The sequence below is a fragment of the Streptosporangium sp. G11 genome (assembly GCF_051192615.1).
Taxonomy (GTDB): domain Bacteria; phylum Actinomycetota; class Actinomycetes; order Streptosporangiales; family Streptosporangiaceae; genus Streptosporangium.
Genome location: NZ_JBPJUQ010000001.1, coordinates 64,841 through 87,209 on the forward strand (window position 1 = coordinate 64,841; position 22,369 = coordinate 87,209).

At 72.0% G+C, this 22,369-nt stretch carries 22 protein-coding genes; 10 read left to right on the plus strand and 12 right to left on the minus strand.

Annotated elements, in window-relative coordinates; genetic code table 11:
* Window positions 1-1,227: 1,227 nt before the first annotated feature.
* The 4 genes from cobA to ACSDR0_RS00330 form a co-directional block, all read right to left on the minus strand.
* Complete coding sequence (gene cobA, locus ACSDR0_RS00315; protein WP_435286633.1) at window positions 1,228-2,460, minus strand: uroporphyrinogen-III C-methyltransferase; 1,233 nt, start codon at window positions 2,458-2,460, stop codon at window positions 1,228-1,230.
* 153 nt (window positions 2,461-2,613) lie between these two features.
* Window positions 2,614-3,699: a nicotinate-nucleotide--dimethylbenzimidazole phosphoribosyltransferase gene (gene cobT / locus ACSDR0_RS00320; protein ID WP_435286634.1), complete on the minus strand. Its 1,086-nt coding sequence runs from the start codon at window positions 3,697-3,699 to the stop codon at window positions 2,614-2,616.
* A gap of 94 nt (window positions 3,700-3,793) precedes the next feature.
* Window positions 3,794-4,621 carry a sirohydrochlorin chelatase gene (locus ACSDR0_RS00325; RefSeq protein ID WP_435286635.1) on the minus strand — a complete coding sequence of 276 codons (828 nt, stop codon included), beginning with the start codon at window positions 4,619-4,621 and terminating at the stop codon, window positions 3,794-3,796.
* 340 nt (window positions 4,622-4,961) lie between these two features.
* Entirely contained in the window at window positions 4,962-5,504 is a 543-nt protein-coding gene (locus ACSDR0_RS00330) for a GNAT family N-acetyltransferase (RefSeq protein ID WP_435286636.1), read from the minus strand.
* Between the two features lie 170 nt (window positions 5,505-5,674).
* Between ACSDR0_RS00330 and ACSDR0_RS00335 the strand changes: the two genes are divergently transcribed.
* On the plus strand, window positions 5,675-6,088 hold the full coding sequence (locus ACSDR0_RS00335; RefSeq protein WP_435286637.1) for a DUF2795 domain-containing protein: 414 nt from the start codon (window positions 5,675-5,677) through the stop codon (window positions 6,086-6,088).
* Window positions 6,089-6,219: 131 nt separating this feature from the next.
* Here the strand turns inward: ACSDR0_RS00335 and ACSDR0_RS00340 are convergent, their stop codons facing one another.
* From ACSDR0_RS00340 to ACSDR0_RS00350, 3 genes are all read right to left on the minus strand, one after another.
* Entirely contained in the window at window positions 6,220-6,822 is a 603-nt protein-coding gene (locus ACSDR0_RS00340; RefSeq protein ID WP_435286974.1) for a LutC/YkgG family protein, read from the minus strand.
* 155 nt (window positions 6,823-6,977) lie between these two features.
* Window positions 6,978-8,384: a lactate utilization protein B gene (locus ACSDR0_RS00345; protein WP_435286638.1), complete on the minus strand. Its 1,407-nt coding sequence runs from the start codon at window positions 8,382-8,384 to the stop codon at window positions 6,978-6,980.
* A gap of 46 nt (window positions 8,385-8,430) precedes the next feature.
* Window positions 8,431-9,246: a (Fe-S)-binding protein gene (locus ACSDR0_RS00350; protein ID WP_435286639.1), complete on the minus strand. Its 816-nt coding sequence runs from the start codon at window positions 9,244-9,246 to the stop codon at window positions 8,431-8,433.
* Between the two features lie 70 nt (window positions 9,247-9,316).
* Between ACSDR0_RS00350 and ACSDR0_RS00355 the strand changes: the two genes are divergently transcribed.
* Window positions 9,317-10,072 (plus strand): FadR/GntR family transcriptional regulator, encoded by a 756-nt coding sequence (locus ACSDR0_RS00355; protein WP_435286640.1) that lies wholly within the window; start codon window positions 9,317-9,319, stop codon window positions 10,070-10,072.
* Here the strand turns inward: ACSDR0_RS00355 and ACSDR0_RS00360 are convergent.
* Window positions 10,001-11,494, minus strand: a complete 1,494-nt coding sequence (locus ACSDR0_RS00360; RefSeq protein WP_435286641.1) for a sulfatase family protein — start codon at window positions 11,492-11,494, stop codon at window positions 10,001-10,003. The two genes, ACSDR0_RS00355 and ACSDR0_RS00360, sit on opposite strands and share 72 nt — an antisense overlap.
* A gap of 111 nt (window positions 11,495-11,605) precedes the next feature.
* On the opposite strand from ACSDR0_RS00360, the gene ACSDR0_RS00365 reads away from it, so the two are divergent.
* On the plus strand, window positions 11,606-12,625 hold the full coding sequence (locus ACSDR0_RS00365; RefSeq protein ID WP_435286642.1) for an LLM class F420-dependent oxidoreductase: 1,020 nt from the start codon (window positions 11,606-11,608) through the stop codon (window positions 12,623-12,625).
* 33 nt (window positions 12,626-12,658) lie between these two features.
* On the opposite strand, the gene ACSDR0_RS00370 is transcribed toward ACSDR0_RS00365, so the two are convergent.
* Together ACSDR0_RS00370 and ACSDR0_RS00375 are read right to left on the minus strand one after the other, a co-directional pair.
* Complete coding sequence (locus ACSDR0_RS00370; protein WP_435286643.1) at window positions 12,659-13,813, minus strand: hypothetical protein; 1,155 nt, start codon at window positions 13,811-13,813, stop codon at window positions 12,659-12,661.
* Window positions 13,810-14,328: an RNA polymerase sigma factor gene (locus tag ACSDR0_RS00375; protein WP_435286644.1), complete on the minus strand. Its 519-nt coding sequence runs from the start codon at window positions 14,326-14,328 to the stop codon at window positions 13,810-13,812. The genes ACSDR0_RS00370 and ACSDR0_RS00375 overlap by 4 nt, the downstream gene beginning before the upstream one ends.
* A gap of 205 nt (window positions 14,329-14,533) precedes the next feature.
* Between ACSDR0_RS00375 and ACSDR0_RS00380 the strand changes: the two genes are divergently transcribed.
* A complete protein-coding gene (locus ACSDR0_RS00380; RefSeq protein WP_435286645.1) occupies window positions 14,534-15,184 on the plus strand; it encodes a response regulator in 651 nt (216 codons plus the stop codon).
* Window positions 15,185-15,269: 85 nt separating this feature from the next.
* Window positions 15,270-16,055 (plus strand): DUF4328 domain-containing protein, encoded by a 786-nt coding sequence (locus tag ACSDR0_RS00385; RefSeq protein WP_435286646.1) that lies wholly within the window; start codon window positions 15,270-15,272, stop codon window positions 16,053-16,055.
* Window positions 16,056-16,288: 233 nt separating this feature from the next.
* On the opposite strand, the gene ACSDR0_RS00390 is transcribed toward ACSDR0_RS00385, so the two are convergent.
* Together ACSDR0_RS00390 and ACSDR0_RS00395 are read right to left on the minus strand one after the other, a co-directional pair.
* A complete protein-coding gene (locus ACSDR0_RS00390) occupies window positions 16,289-16,555 on the minus strand; it encodes a DUF6504 family protein (RefSeq protein WP_435286647.1) in 267 nt (88 codons plus the stop codon).
* 72 nt (window positions 16,556-16,627) lie between these two features.
* Window positions 16,628-17,383 carry a GntR family transcriptional regulator gene (locus ACSDR0_RS00395; protein WP_435286648.1) on the minus strand — a complete coding sequence of 252 codons (756 nt, stop codon included), beginning with the start codon at window positions 17,381-17,383 and terminating at the stop codon, window positions 16,628-16,630.
* Between the two features lie 339 nt (window positions 17,384-17,722).
* Between ACSDR0_RS00395 and ACSDR0_RS00400 the strand changes: the two genes are divergently transcribed.
* Genes ACSDR0_RS00400 through ACSDR0_RS00420 form a run of 5 tightly spaced genes read left to right on the plus strand, consistent with a single transcriptional unit; the run spans window position 17,723 to window position 22,358 of the window.
* Window positions 17,723-18,892 (plus strand): ABC transporter substrate-binding protein, encoded by a 1,170-nt coding sequence (locus tag ACSDR0_RS00400; protein ID WP_435286649.1) that lies wholly within the window; start codon window positions 17,723-17,725, stop codon window positions 18,890-18,892.
* The gene (locus ACSDR0_RS00405; RefSeq protein ID WP_435286650.1) at window positions 18,889-19,770 is read left to right on the plus strand and encodes an ABC transporter permease; all 882 of its coding nucleotides are present in this window, start codon (window positions 18,889-18,891) and stop codon (window positions 19,768-19,770) included. The genes ACSDR0_RS00400 and ACSDR0_RS00405 overlap by 4 nt, the downstream gene beginning before the upstream one ends.
* Window positions 19,758-20,609: an ABC transporter permease gene (locus tag ACSDR0_RS00410; RefSeq protein WP_435286651.1), complete on the plus strand. Its 852-nt coding sequence runs from the start codon at window positions 19,758-19,760 to the stop codon at window positions 20,607-20,609. Before ACSDR0_RS00405 ends, ACSDR0_RS00410 begins: the two co-directional genes overlap by 13 nt.
* Complete coding sequence (locus ACSDR0_RS00415; protein ID WP_435286652.1) at window positions 20,606-21,706, plus strand: ABC transporter ATP-binding protein; 1,101 nt, start codon at window positions 20,606-20,608, stop codon at window positions 21,704-21,706. Before ACSDR0_RS00410 ends, ACSDR0_RS00415 begins: the two co-directional genes overlap by 4 nt.
* Window positions 21,696-22,358, plus strand: a complete 663-nt coding sequence (locus tag ACSDR0_RS00420; RefSeq protein WP_435286653.1) for an HAD family hydrolase — start codon at window positions 21,696-21,698, stop codon at window positions 22,356-22,358. The genes ACSDR0_RS00415 and ACSDR0_RS00420 overlap by 11 nt, the downstream gene beginning before the upstream one ends.
* The last annotated feature ends 11 nt before the right edge of the window (window positions 22,359-22,369 follow it).

The window sequence follows — 22,369 nt, forward strand, 5'->3', positions numbered from 1 at the left end:
CTTCCTGGGGGACGGGAGCCGGCGCGCCACTCCCGGCGGTGCCGGGCGGGGGCGTGGTGGGACCACCTGTGTGAGGAGCGCTCGGGGGAACGGGGGCACCCGGGCGGAACAGCGCACCCGGAGCGGCCTCGGCGGCGTCACCACGAGGAGCACTCGGAGAAACAGGAGCACCAGGAGCACCGGAGGAAGGCTTGGCGGGGCCACCTGCGTGAGGAGCACTTGGGGGAACGGGGGCACCCGGGCGGAACAGCGCACCGGGAGCAGCCTCGGCGGCGCCGCCACGAGGAGCACTCGGAGAAACAGGAGCACCCGGCCGAAAAGTCGCACCGGGACCAGCTGAAGAAACAGGACCAGGAGCACCGGAGGAAGGCCTGGCGGGGCCACCGGTACGGGGAACACTCGGGGGAACGGGGGCGCCGGGAGCCCCCTGCCCTCGGGGAACGCCCGGAGGAGCCGTGGGGGTGCCCCCACGGGGAGCGCCCGGATGAGCGGGGGCCCCGGGTCCGGAGGCGCCGCCACGAGAAACGGGGGCGCCCGGGTAAGCGGGAGCACTCGGCGAGGCGGAGGCACCTCGAGAGGCGGGAGCCCCGGGACCGGGAGAAGCGGGGGCGCCCCCGCGGGAGGCGCCCGGGGAGGCGGGAGCGCTCTGGCCAGGGGCATGACCAGGGGCCGCACCGGGCGGAGCCGCGGCGGGGCCGCCCCGCGAGGGGCCCGCCGGACGGCCACCCTGGGCACCCGGAGCACCTGGGGCGGCGGGCTTGGAGGCCGCGTCCCGGGAGGTGGTGATGGCGGCGATCTTGGCCTGGGCCGCGGCGGCGGCGGCGCGGAAGGCCGCCATCGCCTCCTCGGAGGCGGGCGGCGCGTCGGGGTCGCTCGCCCCGGCCGGAGTCGCGGGCCCACCGGCCCGGCCCGGCCTGGCGGGGCCCGCCGTCCGGCCCGAGGGCGCGGCTGGACCGGTCCCGCCGCTCGGGGCCGCGGGATTCGCGGCCCGGCCCCGAGGCGCGACGGGGCCGCCGGCCGCTCCGGGAGCGGTCGTCCCGGGGGGGTGGGTGCGGGCGCGGATGGAGGCCGCGTCGTCGTCGGCGCGGATCGCGCCGAAGGTCACCGTCTGCTCGCCGGGGGATTCCTTGTCATCCGACGAGGTGTCGTCGGGTGGCTCCTGGGGGGTGCCGGCAAGGCGAGGGTCACGGCCACCACCCGAATGGGGGGGCCTGTTGGAAGCCGATTTCACGGTACTCGCTCCGCTCGAACCATCTCGACCTCCTGGCCGACCTTCACGACATCGCCGACGATCACGATCGCAGGTGGCCGAATCCCAGCCGCGCTCACGCGCTCCGCCACAGTGGATAGCGTGGCGTAAAGAGCGCGTTGGGTGGGAAGAGTACCGTCCTGTACCACCATTACGGGAGTTTCCGGCGAACGTCCGTCATGGATCAGCGTTTCGGCGATCGCTCCGATCCGTTCGACCGCCATCATAAGCACCAACGTGCCGCCGGATCTGGCCAAATTGGGCCAGTCGACGGTGGATCTCTCGTCGCCCGGCGGAACATGTACGGAGATCACGTGGAATTCCTGGCTCACGCCACGATGTGTCACCGGCACGTTGGCGGCGGCGGGCACCGCGACCGGGCTGGTGATGCCGGGAACCACGATGACCGGGATGCCCTCGCGGGCGCAGGCGAGCATCTCCTCGCCGCCCCGGCCGAAGACGAACGGGTCACCCCCCTTGAGCCGCACCACGAACTTGCCCTGCTTGGCGTGCTCGATCAGCAGCTCGTTGATCCTCTCCTGGGCCATGTAGCGGCCGTAGGGGATCTTCGCGGCGTCGATCAGCTCGACGTCCGGGGAAAGCTCGTCGAGCAGGGCCTGCGGGGCGAGGCGGTCGGCGACGACCACGTCGGCCTGGGCCAGCAGCTGCCGCCCGCGGACCGTGATCAGGCCGGGATCACCGGGCCCGCCGCCGACCAGGGCGACGCCCACCGGCTTGGTGCGGTTGCGCCTGGCGTCGACCGTACCGTCCCTGAGGGCTCCGACGACGGCGTCCCTGATCCCCGCGGCGCGGCGGGGATCGCCTCCGGCGGTGATCGCCACGCTGATCTCGTCCACCTTGCCGCTGGCCGGGGTCCAGGCCGCCGAGGCGTCCTTGTCGTCGGCGCGTACGCACCAGATCCGCTTGGCCTCGGCCTCCGCGGCCACCGCGGCGTTCACCGCGCGGTCGTTCGTACAGGCCTGCACCAGCCAGGCCCCGTCGACGTCGCCGACCTGGTAGCGCCTGGCCTCCCAGGTCACGCGGCCGGTGGCGATGAGGTCGTCGAGAGCGTGCGTGACGCTCGTCGAGACGATGGTGACCAGGGCGCCCGCGCCGAGCAGCGCCGGCACCCGCCGCTGGGCGACGCGCCCTCCACCCACGACGAGCACTCGCCGCCCGGAGAGGCGCAAGCCAAGCAGGTAGGGCGACATGGCGACAGATCTCCCGTTCGCGAGGAATTGTGAAGCATGGCGTGCTAAGAGGTAAACCTACCGGCTAACGGCCCTCTCTTCGCTGCTCCCGTGTTAACAGCTGTCAAGGAAGGGCTGACCGCTGTCAACCCGCCGGCTTAAGACTTGCGTAGATCAGGCTTCCTTGTCCGTCACACCGGCGGAATCGAAGGTCGCGACCTCATGCATCACCCTGACGGCGGCGCAGACGAGAGGGTGGGCGAGCAGCCCGCCCGTGCCCTCGCCGAGCCGGAGCTCCAGCTCGACCAGGGGTCGCAGCCCGAGGTGGTCCAGCGCGACGGCGTGGCCGGGCTCGGCCGAGCGGTGTCCCGCGACGCAGTGGTCGACGACCTCCGGGGCCAGCGCCGCCGCCACCAGAGCCGCCGCCCCGGCGATGACGCCGTCCAGGATGACCGGTACGCGAAGAGCCGCCCCGGCGAGGACGAACCCGGCGATCGCCGCGTGCTCCAGGCCGCCGACCGCGGCCAGCGTCTCCAGGGCGGACACCCCCGAGGCGCCGTCCTGCCCGCCGCGCTCCAGGCCGTTCGCCCGGAGGCCCTCGCGGACCACCTCGACCTTGCGCGCCAGGGTCTCGTCGTCGACACCGGTGCCCCTGCCGGTCACCACGGCCGCGTCGTGCCCGGTGAACGCGCAGATCAGCGCGGCGGAGGCGGTGGTGTTGGCGATGCCCATGTCCCCGGTGATCAGGCAGCGGGCGCCCCCCTCGACGAGGTCGCGGGCCACGGCCATCCCGGCCTCCAGGGCCGCAACCGCCTGCTCGGGGGTCATCGCCGGCCCGCGGGACAGGTCGGCCGTGCCGTACGCGACCTTGCTGATCGTCAGGCCGGGCGCGGGGGCGAGGTCGGCGGCCACGCCGACGTCGACGACCGTCACCGAGACACCGGCCTGGGCGGCGAAGGCATTGGCCACGGCACCGCCCGCGAGGAAGTTGCCGACCATCTGCAGGGTGACCTCCCTCGGCCACGGGGTCACGCCCCTGGCGTGGACACCGTGGTCGGCCGCGAAGATCGCCAGAGCCGCGGGGACCGGGAGCGGCGGCGGGCTGACCGCGGCGGCTCCCGCCAGCCGTACCGCCACGTCCTCCAGGGCGCCCAGCGCGCCGCGGGGCTTGGTCAGACGGTCCTGGTGGGCTCGGGCCTCGGCGACGGCCGCCGGGTCCGCAGGACGGATCGCCGCGATGGTCTCCTCAAGGATGGTCATGTGATCAGTCTCCCTTGGAAACGGCTTTTCGGGAAAAGCATGGAAAAGCCGTACAGAGCCACCGGAGGACGTCCTGAACCGGCGACGCGGGAGATCACCAGGCGATGCCGCTGAGCGCCTCCTCGTAGCGCTCGATGACCACGTCGGCCAGGCCCTCGCAGTCGCCGATGACGTCGGCGCAGCGGACGTCCAGGTTCGAGTGGCCCGCGGCGTAGGCCATGGCCTGCGCCCAGACGCGGTCGAGCAGGCCACCGGCGAACAGCAGGTACGGAACGACGATCACGCGCTTGGCGCCGAGGCGGCGGCAGCGCTCGATGCCGCCGGGGACGCCGGGCGGGGTGAGGGAGACGAAGGCCGTCTCCACGGTCATGTACTCGTGGGCGTGGGTCTCCCAGAAGAGACGGGAGACCCGGTGCACGTCGGCGTTCGTCTCGGGACTGGTGGAACCGTCGCCGACCAGGACCACGGCGGTCTCGCCGATCTCGATGTGCTCGGGCTCGTCGTCGAACGCCCCGGCGGCGGCCGGGACCAGCCGGAGGCTGGCGACCTCGGCGGCCGCGTCGGCCAGGCGCTCGGCGAGCAGTGCGAGGATGCGGGGGTCGGAGCCCAGGGGGCGGCCGTAGTCGCAGGTCAGCATGGGGTGCCTCTCCTGCTCTCTGGCCATCGCGGAGGGGATGTCCGCGCCGAGCCACACGTCGCCGGTGAGGCTCATCGGCTGGGCCACCATCCGGTGGTGCCCGCGCGCGACCAGCGACGCGACGGAGTCGCTGAGGCGCGGCCTGGCCCTGGCGATGTAGCCGCCGGAGACGTCCGCGGCCGTCTGATCCAGACGGCAGCGGAGCCGATGGACGAACCTACCGAATTCAGCAGATCCATTGTCGTCGTGCGAGCCCTGCCCGATGAGCAGCAGCGGCGGTTTCATGGAAACAGGACTCCAATGACCTTGACCTGGGGTTACGCAGTGGCGACTCGCGACAATATCCGATAACGGCACTACATGGACAGGTAACGGATCGGTAAATTCTGTCTTTTCTCGCACGGGTGTGACGGGTGGCGAGGATCGGATCGAACGACGGCTGATGCTTCCTCACCGGCCGTACCGTCTGGATCACACGCCATGGCACGGTAGCCGGGCTCGCGGAGGACGTCCAGCACGGCCACGCCCGTGTCGCACGCCTCACGCGGTCCGTCCCGCCCGCTCACCCCTCCCGACCAGGAACGTCTTCCATCGTGTCGCCCGCGACGCGAGAATCCGGCGTGGATCAGGACAGATCACTCCGGAGCATCCCGAACACCACGATGTCGCGCGGGCCGTCCTCCCCCAGCTCGGCGGCGCGCAGCACACCCTCCCGGACGAAGCCGGCCTTCTCCGCGACCCGGAGGGAGGCGGTGTTCCCCCGGTCGGCGCGGAGCTCGATCCTGCGCATCGCGGTGGTCTCAAACACCCAGCGCGCCACGCCGCGCACGGCCTCGGTGGCGTACCCCCGGTCCCGATGCAGCGGGTGGACCCCGTATCCGACCTCGGTGGTCCCCGCACCCCAGAGGGTCTTGAAGAGGCTGATCGCGCCCACGACCAGCCCTTCGGTCTCCATGGCCAGGTGCACGCCCTGGCCGGAGCGGTGCAGCTCGTGCACGCCGTGGGAAAGCCACTGGGAGACGCCCGACGGATGCCCGGGGGCGCCTGGCGGCAGGAACCTGTCGCGCGCCCTGATCACCGAGTGGACGCGGGCGGCGTCACCGGGGCGGAAGGGCCGGATCACGAGCCGGCCGGTCAGGATCGGCGGATCGGGGGCGAAGGCGGTCACGCGCCCTCCTTGCCGAGGGATGCCGGGGATGCCGGGGATGTGAGGCCCCAACCTCCCCCAGCGGGGCCCGCCCGCGCAAGATCCCAACCGGGCCCGCCGACGCGATCCGGATGTTTGCCCAGTACAAGGCGGGTAAGGCTCCCGATCCAAGACTGAAAGGGGTGAGAAGCATGGAACGGGGCAGCGCCAAGCACGGCCCACGCCTGGACGACGAGGAGAAGCACGAGACCGAGGGCATGGTCCGGGGAGGGGGCCCCACCCACGCCGAGGAGTGGACCGAGACCGAACCGCTCCCGGTGCCGGGCGAGGAAGGACTGACACCCCCGCCGTACCCGCCCGGCCGCGAGCCGGGCTCCCCGGAGGGCCTGAGCCCGGAGGAGGTGGAGCTCCGCAGCACCCTGGCCATATGGATCAGCGGCGTTCACGCGTTCCCCGCCGAACGCGCCACCCTGCTGGCCCGCGCCAAGGAGCGGGCCGCGCCCGATTCGGTGATCGCCACCCTGCGGTCGCTGCCGGACGCGACCTTCGGGAACCTGGAGGAGGTCATGGAGGCTCTCGGGTACGGCACCGGGCAGAGAGGCTAGGGGGAACCCGGCGGGATCGCCGCGCAGAGGGGCGGGGCAGAGAGGCAGGGCAGAGCGCCGGGCCGGCGGACGCGACCCGGCGAACACCACCTCGGGACCGGCTGACGCGCACAAGATCCTGGGGACGCGGCTCAGCGGATGATGACGACCTCCAGCGTGCGCGGGCCGTGCACGCCCTCCACCCGGTTCAGCTCGATGTCACTGGTCGCGGAGGGGCCGCTGATCCAGGTCAGCGGCCTGGAGGGGTCGAGCCGGCCGACGGCCTCCGGGACGCCGGCCACGATCTGCCCGGCCCGCACCACGCACAGGTGGTAGTCCGGGACCAGGGTCAGCGCCCGCCGCCCCTGCCCGGGGCCGGCGTCCAGCACGATGGTGCCGGTCTCCGCGATCGCGACCGCGCATCCGGTGACGACCCCGTCCACCCCGTCCAGCTCCACCGCGCTCAGCGGGGGGTCGTCGGTGACCGGGTCGTCCGGGGCCCACTCCGGTGGCAGGCCGTCCGGGACGACCAGCCGGACGGCGCCCCGCCGGGCCAGCGCCGCCGCGATCGTCGTGGCCGCCTCGGCCTCGTCCACCACGTGCACGACGGCCCGGTAGTCGGCCACCCGCTCGGCGAGCAGCTCCACCGCGCCTTCCAGGTCCTCCGGGGCGTCCGGGATCGGTGAGGTGCGGTAGGCGCGGATGATCTCGACGTCGGGGGCTCCGGCGACGGCGGAGCGAATTTTCGACAGGATCCGCTCCCTGCTGCCCGTACGGGAGACACCGCCCGTACCGGAGACGCCGCTCGTGCCGCTCGTACCGGCGGAGGCACCACCCTGACCGGCGGAGACGCCGCCCGCATCGGACAGGCGCCCGGGGTCGCCGGGCGCGGGGGTGGCTGCTCCGGCGGTCATCGGGCGCCTCCGTCGGTACGGTTCCACCAGTCACGGAAGGACTCGGCGGGAATGTCGGGAATGTCGCGGGTGTCGGTCCAGGCCGACAGCGGCCCCGGCAGGCGCCCGGGGACGAACCTGCGCAGGCGCCCGCCGAGCCGCTGGGCGCGTGCCAGCCGCGCGGGACGGTTGAACACCCACCCGGCGGCGCGCATGCCCACGCGCTCGGCGCGCGCGTGGCGGACCTTGCCGCGCAGGTGGACCAGGACCTCGGGGATGTCGATCGCGACCGGGCAGGCGTCGAAGCAGGCGCCGCAGAGGGTGGAGGCGTACGGCAGCGAGGCGTCCAGCTCCGAGGCGGTCCCGCGCAGCTGCGGGGTGAGGATCGCGCCGATCGGCCCCGGATAGACCGAGCCGTACGCGTGGCCTCCGGCGCGCTCGTAGACCGGGCAGACGTTGAGGCAGGCGGAGCAGCGGATGCAGCGCAGCGCCTGGCGGCCGACCTCGTCGGCCAGCACGTTCGTGCGGCCGTTGTCGAGCAGCACCAGGTGGAACTCCTGGCCCTCGACCGCACCCGTCCAGGTGGACGTGTAGGGGTTCATCCGCTCGCCGGTGGAGCTCCTGGGCAGCAGCTGGAGGAAGACCTCCAGGTCCCGCCAGCTCGGCAGCAGCTTCTCGATGCCGACCACGCTGATCAGCGTCTCGGGCAGGGTGAGACACATCCGCCCGTTGCCCTCGGATTCCAGCACCACCAGCGTGCCGGTCTCGGCGATCATGAAGTTGGCTCCGGAGATCGCGACCCTGGTCGACAGGAAGCGCTCGCGCAGGTGGAGCCTGGCGGCCTCGGCGAGGTCGCGGGGCTCGTCGGACAGGTCCTCGGGCGCCGCGCGGCCCCAGTCGGCCATCTTGTCCTGGAAGATCTCGCGGATCTCCGAGCGGTTGCGGTGGATCGCCGGGACCAGGATGTGCGACGGCCAGTCGTCACCGAGCTGGACGATCAGCTCGGCCAGGTCGGTCTCGTACGCGGTGATGCCCTCCTCCAGGAGAGCCTCGTTGAGGCCGATCTCCTGGGTGGCCATCGACTTGACCTTGACCACGCTGGTCTCGCCGGTGGCCTTGACCAGGCCCGCGACGATCCTGTTGGCCTCCTCGGCGTCGGCCGCCCAGTGGACGTGGCCGCCCGCCGCGGTGACGGCCTCCTCCATCCGGAGGAGGTAGCGCTCCAGATTGCGCAGGGTGTGGTCCTTGATCTCCTTGCCCGCCCGGCGGAGCTCGGCCCAGTCGGGCAGCTCGCCGACCACGGAGGCCCGCTTGCCGCGGATCGTGTGGGTGGCCTTGCGGAGGTTGTATCTGAGCTGTGAGTCCTGCACGGCGACCGCGGCGTTCGCCGGGAAGGCGGGCATGCCCAGGAACGTGCCGCTCACCGGCGGGCCATCCTCTCGTCAACCCTCTGCTCAACGGCCGGGACGCTCATCGGGTGGCCTCCGTGGCGGCGAGGATCTCGGCGAGGTGCATGATCCGCACGCCGGTGCGCTGGCGCTTCAGGGTGCCGCCGATGTGCATCAGGCAGGAGTTGTCGGCGGCGCACAGCACCTCGGCGCCGGTGGTCGCCACGTTGTGCACCTTGTCGGCGCACATCGCCGCGGAGATCGCCGGGTTCTTCACCGCGAAGGTGCCGCCGAAGCCGCAGCACTCGTCGGCCCCCGGGAGCGGGACCAGCTCCAGCCCCCTGACCTGCTCCAGCAGGCGGGTGGGCCGGTCGCCCACCCGGAGGATGCGCATCGAGTGGCAGGTCGGGTGGTAGGTCACCCGGTGCGGGAAGTAGGCGCCGACGTCGGTGACGCCGAGGACGTCGACGAGGAACTCGGAGAGGTCGTAGACCTTGGGCACCAGCTCGGCCACCTCGGCGGCGAAGGAACCGGACGCGTCTCCCGCCGCGGGGGCCTCGACGGTCCCGGTGATCAGGCCCGCCGGGGTTCCCCGCCCGGCCATGGCGGGGGCGGCGGGGGTGCGGGCGAGCCGCGGGTACTGCTCGCGGACCATCGCGGCGCACGATCCCGACGGCGCGACGACCGCGTCGTACCCTGCGAAGACGTCCACGAAGTGCCTCGCGAGCCGCCTGCCCTCCTCGGGGTATCCCGTGTTGACGTGCATCTGGCCGCAGCAGGTCTGCGCCCGGGGGAAGTCGACGTCACATCCGAGGCGGCGCAGCAGCGTGACGACCGCCCGCCCGGTGCCGGGAAACAGTGTGTCGTTCACGCAGGTGATGAAGAGGGCGACGCGCACGGCACTCCTTCCTATCAATGGTCCGACCACAGTATGGTCTGACCACATTCCCCCACAAGAGGAGGACCTCTTGAGCGGTTGGCAGCCGGTCCGGCGCACCCGGGCGTTCGAGGACGTGATCGCCCAGATCGAGCGGCGCATCGCGGATGACGGGCTCAGGGTCGGGGACCGCCTGCCCGGTGAGCGGCAGCTCGCCGAGCAGCTGCGGGTGAGCCGGTCGTCGGTACGCGAGGCGATGCGAGTGCTGGAGACGCTGGGAGTGGTGTCGTCGCAGGTCGGACGGGGCCCGGACGCGGGCGCCTTCCTCATCTCCAGGCCCGCCGAGGCCCTGAGCGACCTGCTCAGGCTGCACCTCGGACTGTCGAACCTGTCGCTGGAGGAGGTCGTCGACGCCCGGCTGATGATCGAGAAGTGGTCGGCCTCGCACGCCGCCGTCCACGGGGCCGACCTCTCGGCCCTGACCGCCGCGCTGGAGCGCATGGACGCCACGACGACGGCCGAGGAGTTCGTCGAGCACGACACGGCCTTCCACGTGGCCATCGCCGAGGCCTCGGGCAACAGGCTGACCACCGCCATGATGCTCTCCCTGCGCGACTCGCTCCGCCGCTACGCGGTCGAGGCGGTCGAGCGCCTCGGCGACACGGCCGGGCTCATGGCCGACCACCGCCGGATCCACCGGGCCATCGCCACCGGGGACGCGGCGGAGGCCTCGGCCGCCGTCGAGGACCACCTGCGGCGGGCCTACCCCGGCATCTCACGTCCCCCACGGGCTGAGGATGACGAGGGGCTTGAAAGGCAGCGTGGGCGGTCTGACCGAGTCGGCTGAGCGGCAGGTGGCGCCCGAGCAGGAGACCAGGGCGTCGAGCTGCCGGTTGAACTCGGCGATCACGGGGAGCGGTGTCTCGGCGGCGAGGTTGCGGAGCTGGTACGGGTCCCTGACGAGGTCGTAGAGCTGGTACTCGCCGGTGGAGTAGCGGACGAAGGTGCTCTGGGCGGTCCGCATCCCCTGGTACGCCGGGACCGGGGTCTGGCGGGCCGAGCCGGGACTGGTCGGGCGATAGAACTCCAGCAGCACGTTCTGGCGCCACGAGGGCGGCCTCTCACCCCGCAGGAGCGGCAGCAGGGAGCGGCCCTCGGCGAAGTCGGGGAGCGCAGCCCCGGCGAGCTGGGCGAACGTCGGGGCCAGGTCCACGTTCGCGGCCACGTCGCCGATGACGCGGCCCGCCTGCACGCCGGGCCCCCTGACCAGCAGCGGCACCTTTATCGACTCGTCGAAGGGCGTGGTCTTGCCCTGGGGGAGCCGGTGCTGGCCCAGGTGGAACCCGTTATCGGAAGCGAAAAAGATATACGTTTCGTCCAGCTTGCCGGAGGCCCTGAGGGATTCGACGAGGGCACCCACCATGTCGTCCACGCCGAGCATCGCCCGGAGCCGGTCGCGGTAGTGCCGGTCGATTCTGCGGGTCTTCGCGGCGTCGAGCGGCGGGAGCGACCTGAGCCAGAGGGGCTCGGCGCTGACGTCCTGCTGGTTGAAGGACGGGGTGCGCGGGGCCACCGCCCCGGCGAAGGCGCCCGCGTGCCGGAGGGCGTAGTTGGCCGGGTTGTGCGGGGCGACCGGGGCGAGGTAGAGGAAGAACGGATCCTGGCTGGGCTGGGTGACGAACGCCCTGGCCTTCGCGCTGAGCACGTCGGTCAGATAGTCGTGCGGCGCGAAGCCGTAGGTCCGCAGCGTGCCGTTCTCGTTGAGCGTGTAGCCGTACTCGTCGTACAGCCTGCGCACCGGCACGTCCCACTCGTCCCAGCCCGGAGGCACGTGGGTGGCGGAGGTCGTGCCGCCGGGATAGTGGTTGAGGTATTTGCCCATCAGGCCGGTGCGGTATCCGGCGGACTTCATCCACGTGGCGATCGTGGAACGTTCCAGACCGGACATGTAGTACTTGGTGAACCCCCCCTCGGGGGCCGTGTTGGTCAGCACGCCGTGGCTGTGCACGTACTGGCACCGCATGATCGACGCGCGCGAGGGGCAGCACCAGGAGTTGGACACGAAGAACCTGTCGAAGCTGGTGCCGCCCTGGCCGAGGAGACTCCAGATGTTGGGAAATTTCCGTAGATCACCCGCATCCAGGTCGTCGACGAGGACCAGCACGATGTTGGGCCGCCCCTCCGCGTGCGCCACGGCCGGGATCGTTCCCATGGCGGCGAGGGCGAGGAGCGACATCAGGGAGAGGAGTTTGCGAGCGGCGTTGAGCACAAATTCACGCTTCCCGAAAGACCGAATTTCGACACCTCACACTCGACCGACCAATATAGAACGTGTTCTAATTGCGGGGCCTGTCCGGCGTCACGTCGCGAGGAGAACCCCGTGAGCAACGACCTGAAGCTCGGCCTGAACCTCGGCTACTGGCAACGGAACGCCGACGACGCCACCGAACTCGTCCAGACCGCGGAGCGGCTGGGATACGAGTCCGTCTGGACCGCGGAAGCCTACGGTAGCGACGCCTTCACCCCCCTGGCCTGGTACGGCGCGCGGACATCCCGCATCAAACTGGGCACGTCCGTGGTGCAGATCTCCGCCAGGACCCCGGCGGCGACCGCGATGACCGCGATGACCCTGGATCATCTCACCGGCGGGCGGCTGCTGCTCGGCATCGGCGCGTCGGGGCCCCAGGTCGTCGAGGGCTGGTACGGAAGGCCGTTCCCCAAGCCGCTCGCCCGCACCCGCGAGTACGTCGAGATCATGCGTAAGGTGTGGCGCCGCGAGGAGCCGGTGACGAGTGACGGCGAGCACTACCCCCTCCCCTACCCGGGGGGCGCGAACCTCGGCAAGCCACTGAAGCTGATCACCCACCCGCTGCGCGCCGAGATCCCCCTCTACCTGGGCGCGGAGGGCCCGAAGAACGTGGCGCTCGCCGCCGAGATCGCCGATGGCTGGCTGCCGCTGTTCGTGTTCCCCGAGAAGGTCGAGCGGATGTACGGCCCCTCGCTCGCCGGAGCCGGTCCCGGCTTCGACATCGCCGCCATGGTCATGACCGTGATCACCGACGACGTCAGGGCGGCGCTGGACGGGGTGAAGATGATGCTGACCCTCTACATCGGCGGCATGGGGGCCAAGAGCCGCAACTTCCACGCCGACATCATCGGCAGGATGGGCTACGCCGAGGCCGCCGAGGAGATCCAGGCCCTCTACCTGGCCGGGCGCAGGGACGAGGCGTTCAGCGCGATCCCCGACGAGCTGGCCGACGGCATCTCCCTGGTCGGCCCGGTGGGCCGCATCCGCGAGCGGCTGGAGCTGTGGCGCGCGAGCCCGGTGAGCAACCTCCTGGTCATGGGCCCCCGCGACGAGGCCTCCTTGAAGACCATCAGGGACCTGGTCCTGGGCTGACCCGCCGCCCCCGGTGAGACGGCGGGGCGGGGATCACTTCCTGGCGCCGGGTTCGCCGACCCAGCCGGAGTCCTCGTACGCGATCCTGAGGCCCTTGCGGAAGGGGACGTACACGGAGCGGTCGCCGGTGCGGGGCCTCTCGTGCGGCCCCCGGTAGGCGAAGGACAGCAGGCGTGACCCCGACTCGTCGACGATCAGGGTGCGGTGGCCGTCGGCCGTGGTGACGGCGGAGCCGGTGCGGCCAAGCGGGTCGAGGACGCCCTTCTCCAGGACGAGCCCGGGCTGGGCGGCGAGGAGGCGCAGCGTCGCGGCGCGCGTGGCCGGGCTCGCGGGTGAGGCGAGCAGGTAGCGGGCGGTGTCGAAGACGAAGGCCGGGAACGGCCCGTCCCGGTGCACCGAGCGGAGCCACCGCTCCAACCTCCCGGCGTCGCCGGGCAGCTTCCGCACCTCGTCCATGGTCAACGTTTCGGTACCGACCCGCCATTTCAGGGAGAGCCGGGAGAAGTTCCTGGTTCGCGGTCCCGGCCATAGGGACGGGGACCCCTTCGCCTTCCACGCCGCCTCCGCGGCCTCGGTGGCGAAGGTGATCCGGACGTCCTGGTTGGCCGCGATCCGCCCGGCCCAGCCGTCGTACCAGGACTCGTCGGTGTGGGCGACGGTCGCCCCGGATCCGACGGGTTCGAAGGTCCTGGTGCGCTCGAACCAGTACCGGCCTTCGGGAGCGGTCTCGCGCGCCGCCGTCTCCGCGCCCGCCAGCAGGAACGACCGGGCGTCGAGCGTGACCACCGGCGTGCCGGGGGTGACGTCCGGGAGGGAGCCGGAGGTCGCGGAGGGCCGCGCCGGGGAGGTGCCGGAGATCGGGCCGGAGATCGGGCCGGAGGAGGTGATCGCCGCGGTCCGGCCGCCGCCCGGCCCCCGTAGCCCGATCGTCCCCGTCATGACGGCGGGCACCGTCACGGCGGCGGCCAGCCCGATCAGGGCACCGGTCAGCGCGAGCCTGGGGGGGAGACGGAACGTGCGGCGGGACGCGTCGAGGGACACGGGATCGGACGTGCGGCCGGACCGGGAGGACCGGGACACGTCCGTCGCGAAGGCTCGGGCGAGGTCGGCGTCGCGGCGGCGCCGGTAGGCGTCCTCGGTCAGCGCGTCCGGGCGCAGCGCGCGGACGCGCTCGTCGACGTCGTTCAAGATTGCTCCTGCAAGGTAGTGGCCGGGGTGAGGTCGAGTGCCTGGGACAGGCGGCGGCGGGCGCGATGCAGGCGGACGGTGAAGGCCCGGGCCGAGCAGCCGGCGAGCCTGGCGGCGTCGGCCGGAGCCAGGCCGTACCAGCTGGCCAGGATCACCGCCTCGGCGTCCAGCTCGGACAGCCCGGCGAGCGCCGCGAGAGCCGCCTCGCGCTCGGCGACCTGCTCGGCGACCTGTTCGGTCACGTCGCCCGCCGAGGACAGCTCCGCCAGCCGTTCCACCAGCGCCTGCCGCCGCAGCCCGGACCGCCGCTGCTCGCGCAGCAGGTTGCGGGCGATGCCGAGCAGCCAGGGCAGCGGCGCCTCCGGCAGCCGCTCCAGCTGCCGCCAGGCGATCAGGAACGTCTCGCTCGCGATGTCCTCGGCCGCCTGCCGCTCGGCGCGCAGCAGCGTGTAGCCGAGCACGCCGCGATAGTGCCGGTCGTACAGCGCGGTGAATCGCGCTTCTGGATCATCCACACCGAGTAGTGCCTTTCCCGGCCCCCCGATCACCGGCAGGGAGGAAGAAATTTATCTGTATGTCCCGCTTTCTCACCCCACCGCCCCGATCCCGCGGAACCGGCCGAAAGAACGCCTCGCCGTCGTCCGCCGCCGTCCGCAGTTCGCCGGCACATCGGCCGGATGCCCGATCCGGGCCCGCCCGCGGGCTGGCACAATCCATCAGGTGACGATTCGGGTGCTCATCGCCGACGACCAGGAACTGGTACGGACCGGGTTCCAGATGATTCTGGACGCCCAGGAGGACATGGAGGTCCTGGCGACGGCCGCCAACGGGGCCGAGGCGGTGGAGCTGGCGCGGAGGCTGCGGCCGGACGTGTGCCTGCTCGACATCCGGATGCCCAAGCTGGACGGCCTGGAGGCCACCCGCATCCTCGCGGGGCCCGGGGTGCAGGACCCGATGAAGGTGGTCATCGTCACCACCTTCGACCTCGACGAGTACGTCTACGGGGCGCTGCGCGCCGGGGCTACCGGTTTCCTGCTCAAGGACAGCGGGCCGACGCTGCTCATCGAGGCGATCCGGGCCGCGGCGGTCGGGGACGCGCTGGTGTCGCCGTCGGTGACCGTGCGCCTGCTCGAACACCTGTCCCACCCCCGGACGGGTGCCGTCCGGCCGCCCAGCGAGCCGCTCACGGAGCGCGAGCTGGACGTCGTGCGCCTGGTGGCCAGGGGACGCACCAACCAGGAGATCGCCGCCGAGCTGTTCGTCTCGCTGTCGACCGTGAAGACGCACCTGGGAAGCATCCAGACGAAGCTTGGCGCCAGGAACCGGGTGGAGACCGCCGCGTGGGCCTGGGAGTCCGGCACCGTCGGCTGAGCGGGTCGTTTGGGCTGATTAGCGAGAGAGCGGACGGGATAGAAAAAGGGGGCAGGTCCTCGGCGCATGGCGGGGGGAGATTTACATGCGCTCTATCCCATCTCTACAGAAAAGGTCGGCTTCGGCCGTCTATGCCACCCTCACCGCACTGGTGATCGCGACCGCCGCCCTGGCGGTGTTCGAACAGGCCCGTGGCCGGCGCCTCGTCCTGGAGATATCCAAGCTCGGCGGCGACCCCCGCGCCCCCGGCGCCGACGCGGTCTTCGGCGCGGTCACCGTCTTCGCCATCCTGATCATGTTCTTCGCCGCGACCGCGATCGCCGCCGTCGCCGCGTACCTGAACTGGCTGATCCGCGCCCGGCAGGGCGCCGACCGGCCCGCGGTGGCGCCGGTCCTGGTGAGCTGGTTCGTGCCGGTGGTCAACCTGGTCGCGCCCGCCGTGCTGGTCGACCGGCTGTGGTGGGCCTCCCGCCCGCCGCTGGACCGCCGCCTCCGCTGGACGGCGCTGCTCACCGCCTGGTGGCTGAGCTGGCTGGTCGCGTCCGCCCTGGTGCTGGCGCGGCTGTGGCCCGGGGCGTCCCAGGGGGGCACGAACCTGACCGGTTTCGGCCTGACCGAGCTGATCGCCGTCGCGGTCGCCTCCCTGCTGTGCGCGGCGACCGTACGGCAGATCACCGGGATCCAGGCCGCGGGGTCCCGGCACCGACGGCGGATCCAGGCGGAGCGCCACCTCCCGCCGCCCCCCGCGGAGCCGGCCCCGCACCCGCTCGCGAGAAACTCCCGGCGCCTCTCGCCCGCCTCCGCCGAGGCGCCCCCGCCGGAGGTCTCCGAGCAGGACCAGTCTCAGGAGGTCCACCCCGCCGGGCAGTGAGCGAGGACCGCCCCGCCCGGCGGAGGACACGCCGGAGCGGGGCACCGGTCCCGCGTCTCACCCGTGAACAACGCGCAGGACGGGGCGCCGATCCCGCGTCTCGCGCACAGACGACGCGCCTCACGTACGGACGACGCGCCTCACGTACGGACGACGCGCCGGGAGGGGCGCGAGCTCCCGGAAGGCGCGCGTGGACGGGACGCCGGCCTCGTGGAAGGCGCGTGGGCGGGGCGTCAGTCCCATGCCCTGATCAGCAGCCAGCCCTCGCCCGCGGTGTCGAACCGGAGCTCGTAGGTGCCGACCTGACCGCCCGAGGCGGCCTCGGCCCGCCAGAACCGGCGCTCGCCGGGATCGCTGTCGGAGATCTTCCACCACTCGCGCGCGACGACCCAGTGGTCGAGGACCCTGCGGACGGTGTAGAGGCGGTCGCGCCAGACGAACTGGATGGGCTGCCCGTCGCGGATCCACACCTCGATGGGGTCGCCGTAAAGTCTGCTCAAGACGCTTCTTCTCCCGCGGCTTTCGGATGAGCACCCGGGGGAAGTCGGGCCTGGCGTATCGAACATACGTTCTCACGGGGCCGGGCGCAAGTCACCCATCTGCCGTACGAGCGGGTTGGCGTCCACCGAGTTGCGGATGCTGAAGGTCACGCTGCCCGCGCGGTAGCGGTCGTCGGACCACTCGACGGGCCGCCCCTCGTGGGTGGTGGTGACCCGGCGCTGGCGCAGCAGCGGGCTGCCCCTGCGCACGGCCAGCAGCCCGGAGTCCTGGACGCCCGCGGCCACCGCGTCGATGAGGTGCTCGCCGTAGGCGAAGACGAGGCCGACGCTCTCGTAGAGCGCCTGGGTGACCGACTCGCAGTCGGGTTCGAGGCGCTCGACGGCCGGGGCGATCCACCCGGCGTAGACCGTGCGCTCCACCATCACCGGCTCGCCCTCCAGGGAGCGCAGCCGCAGCACGGAGAGCACCGGTTCGCCCGGCTGGAGCGCCAGCCGTACGGCCTCGGTGGCGCCGGCGCCCCTGCGGCGCTGCTGCAGCACCTGCCCGCTGACCCGGTAGCCCATCGCCCGCGCCCACTGGGCGAAGCTGTGCAGCTCGGCGAAGCTCTGGCTGCGCTCGCGGCCGAGCACGATGCGCCTGGCCCCCTGCCGGGACCCGACCAGGCCCTCGGTGGCGAGCACGGCGACCGCCTGGCGGATCGTGCCGCGCGAGGCCGCGAAGCGGGCGGCCAGGTCGGCCTCGGAGGGCAGCTGGGCGCCCACGGGGTACTCGCCTCGCATGATCGCGTCGCGCAGCTCCTCCGCGATGCCCATGTACCGGGTCGTCACCCCCTCCCCCCTTCCGGCGCGCCCGCGAATTCCAGGGCTCTTTCCCACGCGTTCGCGAACACCCGGTGACCGCGCAATCTCGCCTCGCTTCTCAAGCTGTCCTCTCGCACCCGGCCCGGAGCGCGTCAGCGGGATCCCTCGCTGCGCGCACCGGGCGTCCGGCCCAGCCTCACCCTAAACAAGGATTAATGACTCACATAGCCCGGGTTCGCGCATTTCACCGGCGTACTCCACCCGTTCACCAAACAGCAACTGATTCACGACACAGGGGGTCTAGCTTGTTTGTACAAGTTCGTCTACTTTCGTGAAATATTACGCGACACCCCCTTGGGAGACACAGTGATCGCATCCCGAGTTCGCTTTGCAGGCCTGGCCGCCTTCCTCCTGGTGGGCGCCACCGCGTGCGGAGCCGCCCCCACCACGGCGGCACCGTCGGCGGGCGCCTCCGACGGCGGCTCCGCGGCCGGAGTGGACGCCAGAACCGCCACCTCCGCGGCCGACTTCGGCGGGCTGGACAAGCTCGTCGAGGCCGCCAAGAAGGAGGGCAAGCTCCACGTCATCGCCCTCCCGCCCGACTGGGCCAACTACGGAAAGATCATCGAAGCCTTCAAGGCGAAGTACGGCATCGAGATCGAGAGCGAGACCCCCGACGCCGCCAGCGCCGACGAGATCAACGCGGTGAAGACCCGCAAGGGCCAGGACCGCGCCCCCGACGTGCTCGACCTCGGCCAGTCCTTCGCGATCAGCGGTGCCGCCGAGGGCCTGTTCGCGCCGTACAAGGTCCAGACCTGGGACAAGATCCCCGAGAACCAGAAGGAGGCGAGTGGCCTCTGGTTCAACGACTACGGCGGCTACGTCTCCATCGGCTGCGACGCCAAGAAGATCGCCAAGTGCCCGGAGACCTACGCCGACCTGCTCAAGCCCGAGTACAAGGGCAAGATCGCGCTGAACGGCAACCCGACCAAGTCGGGCTCGGCGTTCGCAGGCGTGTACGCGGCGGCCCTCGCCAACGGCGGCTCCTTCGACGACATCCAGCCTGGCCTGGACTTCTTCAAGAAGCTGAAGGAGGCCGGAAACTTCAACCCCGTGGAGACCACCCCGGCCACCATCGAGAAGGGCGAGACCCAGATCAGCATCGACTGGGACTACAACAACGCCGCCTACGCCCCCAAGATGGCCGAGAAGGGCCTCGACTGGAAGACCGTCATCCCCAGCGACGGCAAGTACTTCCAGCTCTACGCCCAGGCCATCAACAAGGACGCCCCGCACCCGGCCGCCGCGCGCCTGTGGCAGGAGTTCCTCTACAGCCCCGAGGGCCAGAACCTCTACCTCGGCGGCTTCGCCCGCCCGGTGCTGCTGCCCGCGATGAAGGCCGACGGCACGGTCGACGCGGCCGCCGAGGCCAACCTCCCGCCGGTCGAGGGTGAGCCCACCTTCCCGACGGAGGAGCAGGTCAACAAGGCCAAGGAGGTCCTGGCCGGAGGCTGGGGCGCCGCGGTCTCGGGATGACCGTCCCGGCTGTCACGGCCGCCGCCCCGCGCGGCGGCGGCCGTCCTCGATCCAAGAACTGGCTGGGAGCCCTGCCGCTGCTGGTCGTGGTGGCGGTGGCCTTCGGGATCCCGGCGCTCACGCTGCTGGCCGGCGCGTTCACCGTCAAGGACCCGGCGACCAAGGTGTCCTCCCTCGGCACCGCCAACCTGGCCAGGAGCCTCCAGGGCCCCTACCTGAACGCCCTGCTCAGCAGCGTCCAGTTGTCGGCCGTGGTGGCGGTCGCCGCCGCGGTCGCCGGGACGTTCCTGGCCCAGGCCGTCATCACCTCCCGTTTCACGGCGCTGCGCGAGGCCGTGCTGACCTTCTCCGGCGTGCTGTCCAACTTCGGCGGCGTGCCCCTGGCCTTCATCTGGATCGCCACCCTGGGCAACTCGGGGGTGATCACCACCGCGCTGGGCCTCGGCCCGGGGGTGCTGTACAACTTCTGGGGCCTGGCCCTGGTCTACATGTACTTCTCGGTGCCGCTGATGGTGCTCGTGGTGACCCCGGCGCTGGACGGCCTGCGCCCGCAGTGGCGGGAGGCGGCGCAGAACAACGGCGCCACCACCTGGCAGTTCTGGCGCTACGTCGGCATCCCGGTGCTGACCCCGGCCCTGCTCGGCGGCGTCGTCCTGCTGTTCGGCGGCGCGTTCGCCGCCTACGCCACCGCCTACGCCATGGTCGGCAGCACGGTCCCGCTGGTCACCCTGCAGATCGCCGAGGCCCTCACCGGGGACGTCCTCATCGGGTACGAGAACGTCGCGCTCGCGCTGAGCCTCGACATGATCGTCATCGCGCTGCTGGTGATGGCGGTCTACCTGCCGCTGCAGAAGAGGAGCTCCCGATGGTTGCGGTAGCGACCCTGCCCGACGTCACCCCGGGCCCCGCCACCGCACGCCCCGGGCAGCGGCGTGCCTGGCGGGGGATCGTGCTGTTCGTCGCGGCGCTCTACTTCGTCGTGCCGATGGCGGTGTCGTTCTGGTTCACCGTCTACTCGGAGGGCCAGGGCTTCTCGCTCGCCGCCTACGGGCGGATCCTGTCGGCGCCCGGTTTCATCCCCAGCCTGCTGGTCTCCCTCGCGCTGGCCGCCGCGACCATCGTCGCGGTGCTGCTGCTGACCCTCCCGGCGATGCTGGCCGTACGGCTCGGCGCGCCCCGGCTGCGGCCGGTGCTGGAGCTGATCTCCACGCTGCCGCTGGTCGTACCGCCGATCACCTACGTGGTCGGCATCAGCACGGCGCTGCGCGACGGCGTCGAGGCGCTGGCCGCCACACCGTTCTGGGCGACGCTGATCGCCATCCAGGACGAGAGGTTCCCGTTCGTCCTCGTGCTCGCGTACGTGATGCTGACGCTGCCGTTCGCCTACCGGTCGCTGGACGCCGGGCTGCGCGCGATCGACGTGCGGACGCTGGTGGAGGCGGCCCGCAACCTGGGCGCCTCGTGGCCGTACGTGCTGTTCCGGGTGATCATCCCCAACATCCGCTCCTCCATCGCCAGCGCCTCGTTCCTCACCCTCGCGCTGGTGCTCGGCGAGTACACCGTCGCCGCCCTGCTCGGCTACGAGACGTTCCCGGTCTGGATCGTGACCATCTCCGGGAACGACGGGCAGCTCTCCGTCGCCCTGTCGATCATCAGCCTGCTCCTCATCTGGCTGCTGCTGCTCACCCTCTCGGGTGCGGGAAGGAAACGCCGATGACCGTCGAGTTCCGGGGGCTGCGCCGCGCGTTCGGCCGTACGGTGGCCCTGGACGGCCTGGACCTCACCGTCGAACAGGGCGAGCTGATGGCCCTGCTCGGCCCTTCCGGCTGCGGGAAGACCACGGCGCTGCGCTGCGTCGCCGGCTTCGAGCACCCCGACGCCGGAGCGGTGCTCGTGGACGGCAAGGACATCACCCGGGTCCCCGCCAACCGGCGGGACGCGGGCATGGTCTTCCAGTCCTACAGCCTGTTCCCCAACCTCAGCGCCAGGGACAACGTGGCCTTCGGGCTGCGGGTGCGCAAGGTGCCGACCGCCAAACGGCACGCGAGGGCGGACGAGCTGCTGGAGCTGGTCGGCCTGCCGACGCACGCCCAGCGCTACCCGCACGAGCTGTCCGGCGGCCAGCAGCAGCGCGTCGCCCTGGCCAGGGCGCTGGCGCTGGAGCCGCGCGTGCTGCTGCTCGACGAGCCGCTGTCCGCGCTGGACGCCAAGGTCCGCGTCTCGCTGCGCGAGGAGATCCGGCGGCTCCAGCTCGAACTGGGCATCACCACCATCTTCGTCACCCACGACCAGGAGGAGGCCCTGTCGGTCGCCGACAAGGTCGCGGTGCTGCGCGCCGGGCGCCTGGAGCAGTGCGGCCCGCCGGCCGAAGTCTACGACCGGCCCGCCACACCGTTCGTCGCGGAGTTCGTCGGCGCGATGAACCACGTCCCCGGCCGGCTGTCCGGCCAGGAGGTGACCGTCATGGGGCAACTCATGCCGGTGGACGGCCCCCTGCCGTCCTCGCCCGACGTCGACGTGCTGGTACGCCCCGAGGCCGTGCTGGTCACCCCCTCCCCCGACGGGAACGCCACGATCGTGGCGTCGTCCTTCCGCGGCTCCACCGCGCGGCTGCGGGTGCGGGTGGGCGAGCTGGAGGTCCTCAGCGACGTGCCGGGACACGACGCGATACGCCTGGCGCCGGGCACGCGGGTGGACGTCACCCTCGTGCAGCGGCCCGTGCTCGTCGCCGCGAGCACCGCCCCCGCTCCCGCCCCTACCCCCGCGGATCCCCCGAGGGCAGCCGAGTCGGAGGACGTCGCGGGTGTCGGGTGAGCTCGGAGCCGTCCTGTTCGACATGGACGGCACGCTCGTCGACACCGAGGGAATGTGGTGGCAGGCGTGCGTGGCGGTCGCCGCCGAGCTGGACCTTGAGCTGACAGCGGCCGACGCCGGCCGCGTCCTCGGCCTCCCGGTCGAGGACGCGGCCGTCTACCTCGCGCGCCGCGCGCCCGCCCCGCCCGGTGTGGAACGGGTCGGGGCGCGGCTCACGGAGGCCTTCGCCGAATGGATCTCCGGCGGGGTGACGCCGCTGCCCGGCGCGATCCGGCTGCTGGACGACCTGGGGGCGGCGGGCGTGCCCACGGCGCTGGTCAGCGCCTCACCGCGGCTCATCGTGGACATGGTGCTGCACAGCGTCGGGGCGGAGCGGTTCGCCCTTGTCGTGGCCGCGGAGGACACCGCGCGCGGCAAGCCGCTGCCTGACCCGTACCTGCGGGCGGCCTCCGGGCTCGGCCTCGACCCCGCCGACTGCGTGGCCGTGGAGGACAGCCCGACCGGCCTCGCGGCGGCCCGCGCGGCGGGATGCCGGGTGGTGTCGGTCTCCGGCGCTCCGGTGGCGGGAGACGTGCTGACCGTGGACAGCCTGGAAAAAGTGGACGTGCCGCTGTTGCGACTGCTGGCGAGCGGCAAGAGATCGATAGGCTGAACCACTCATGT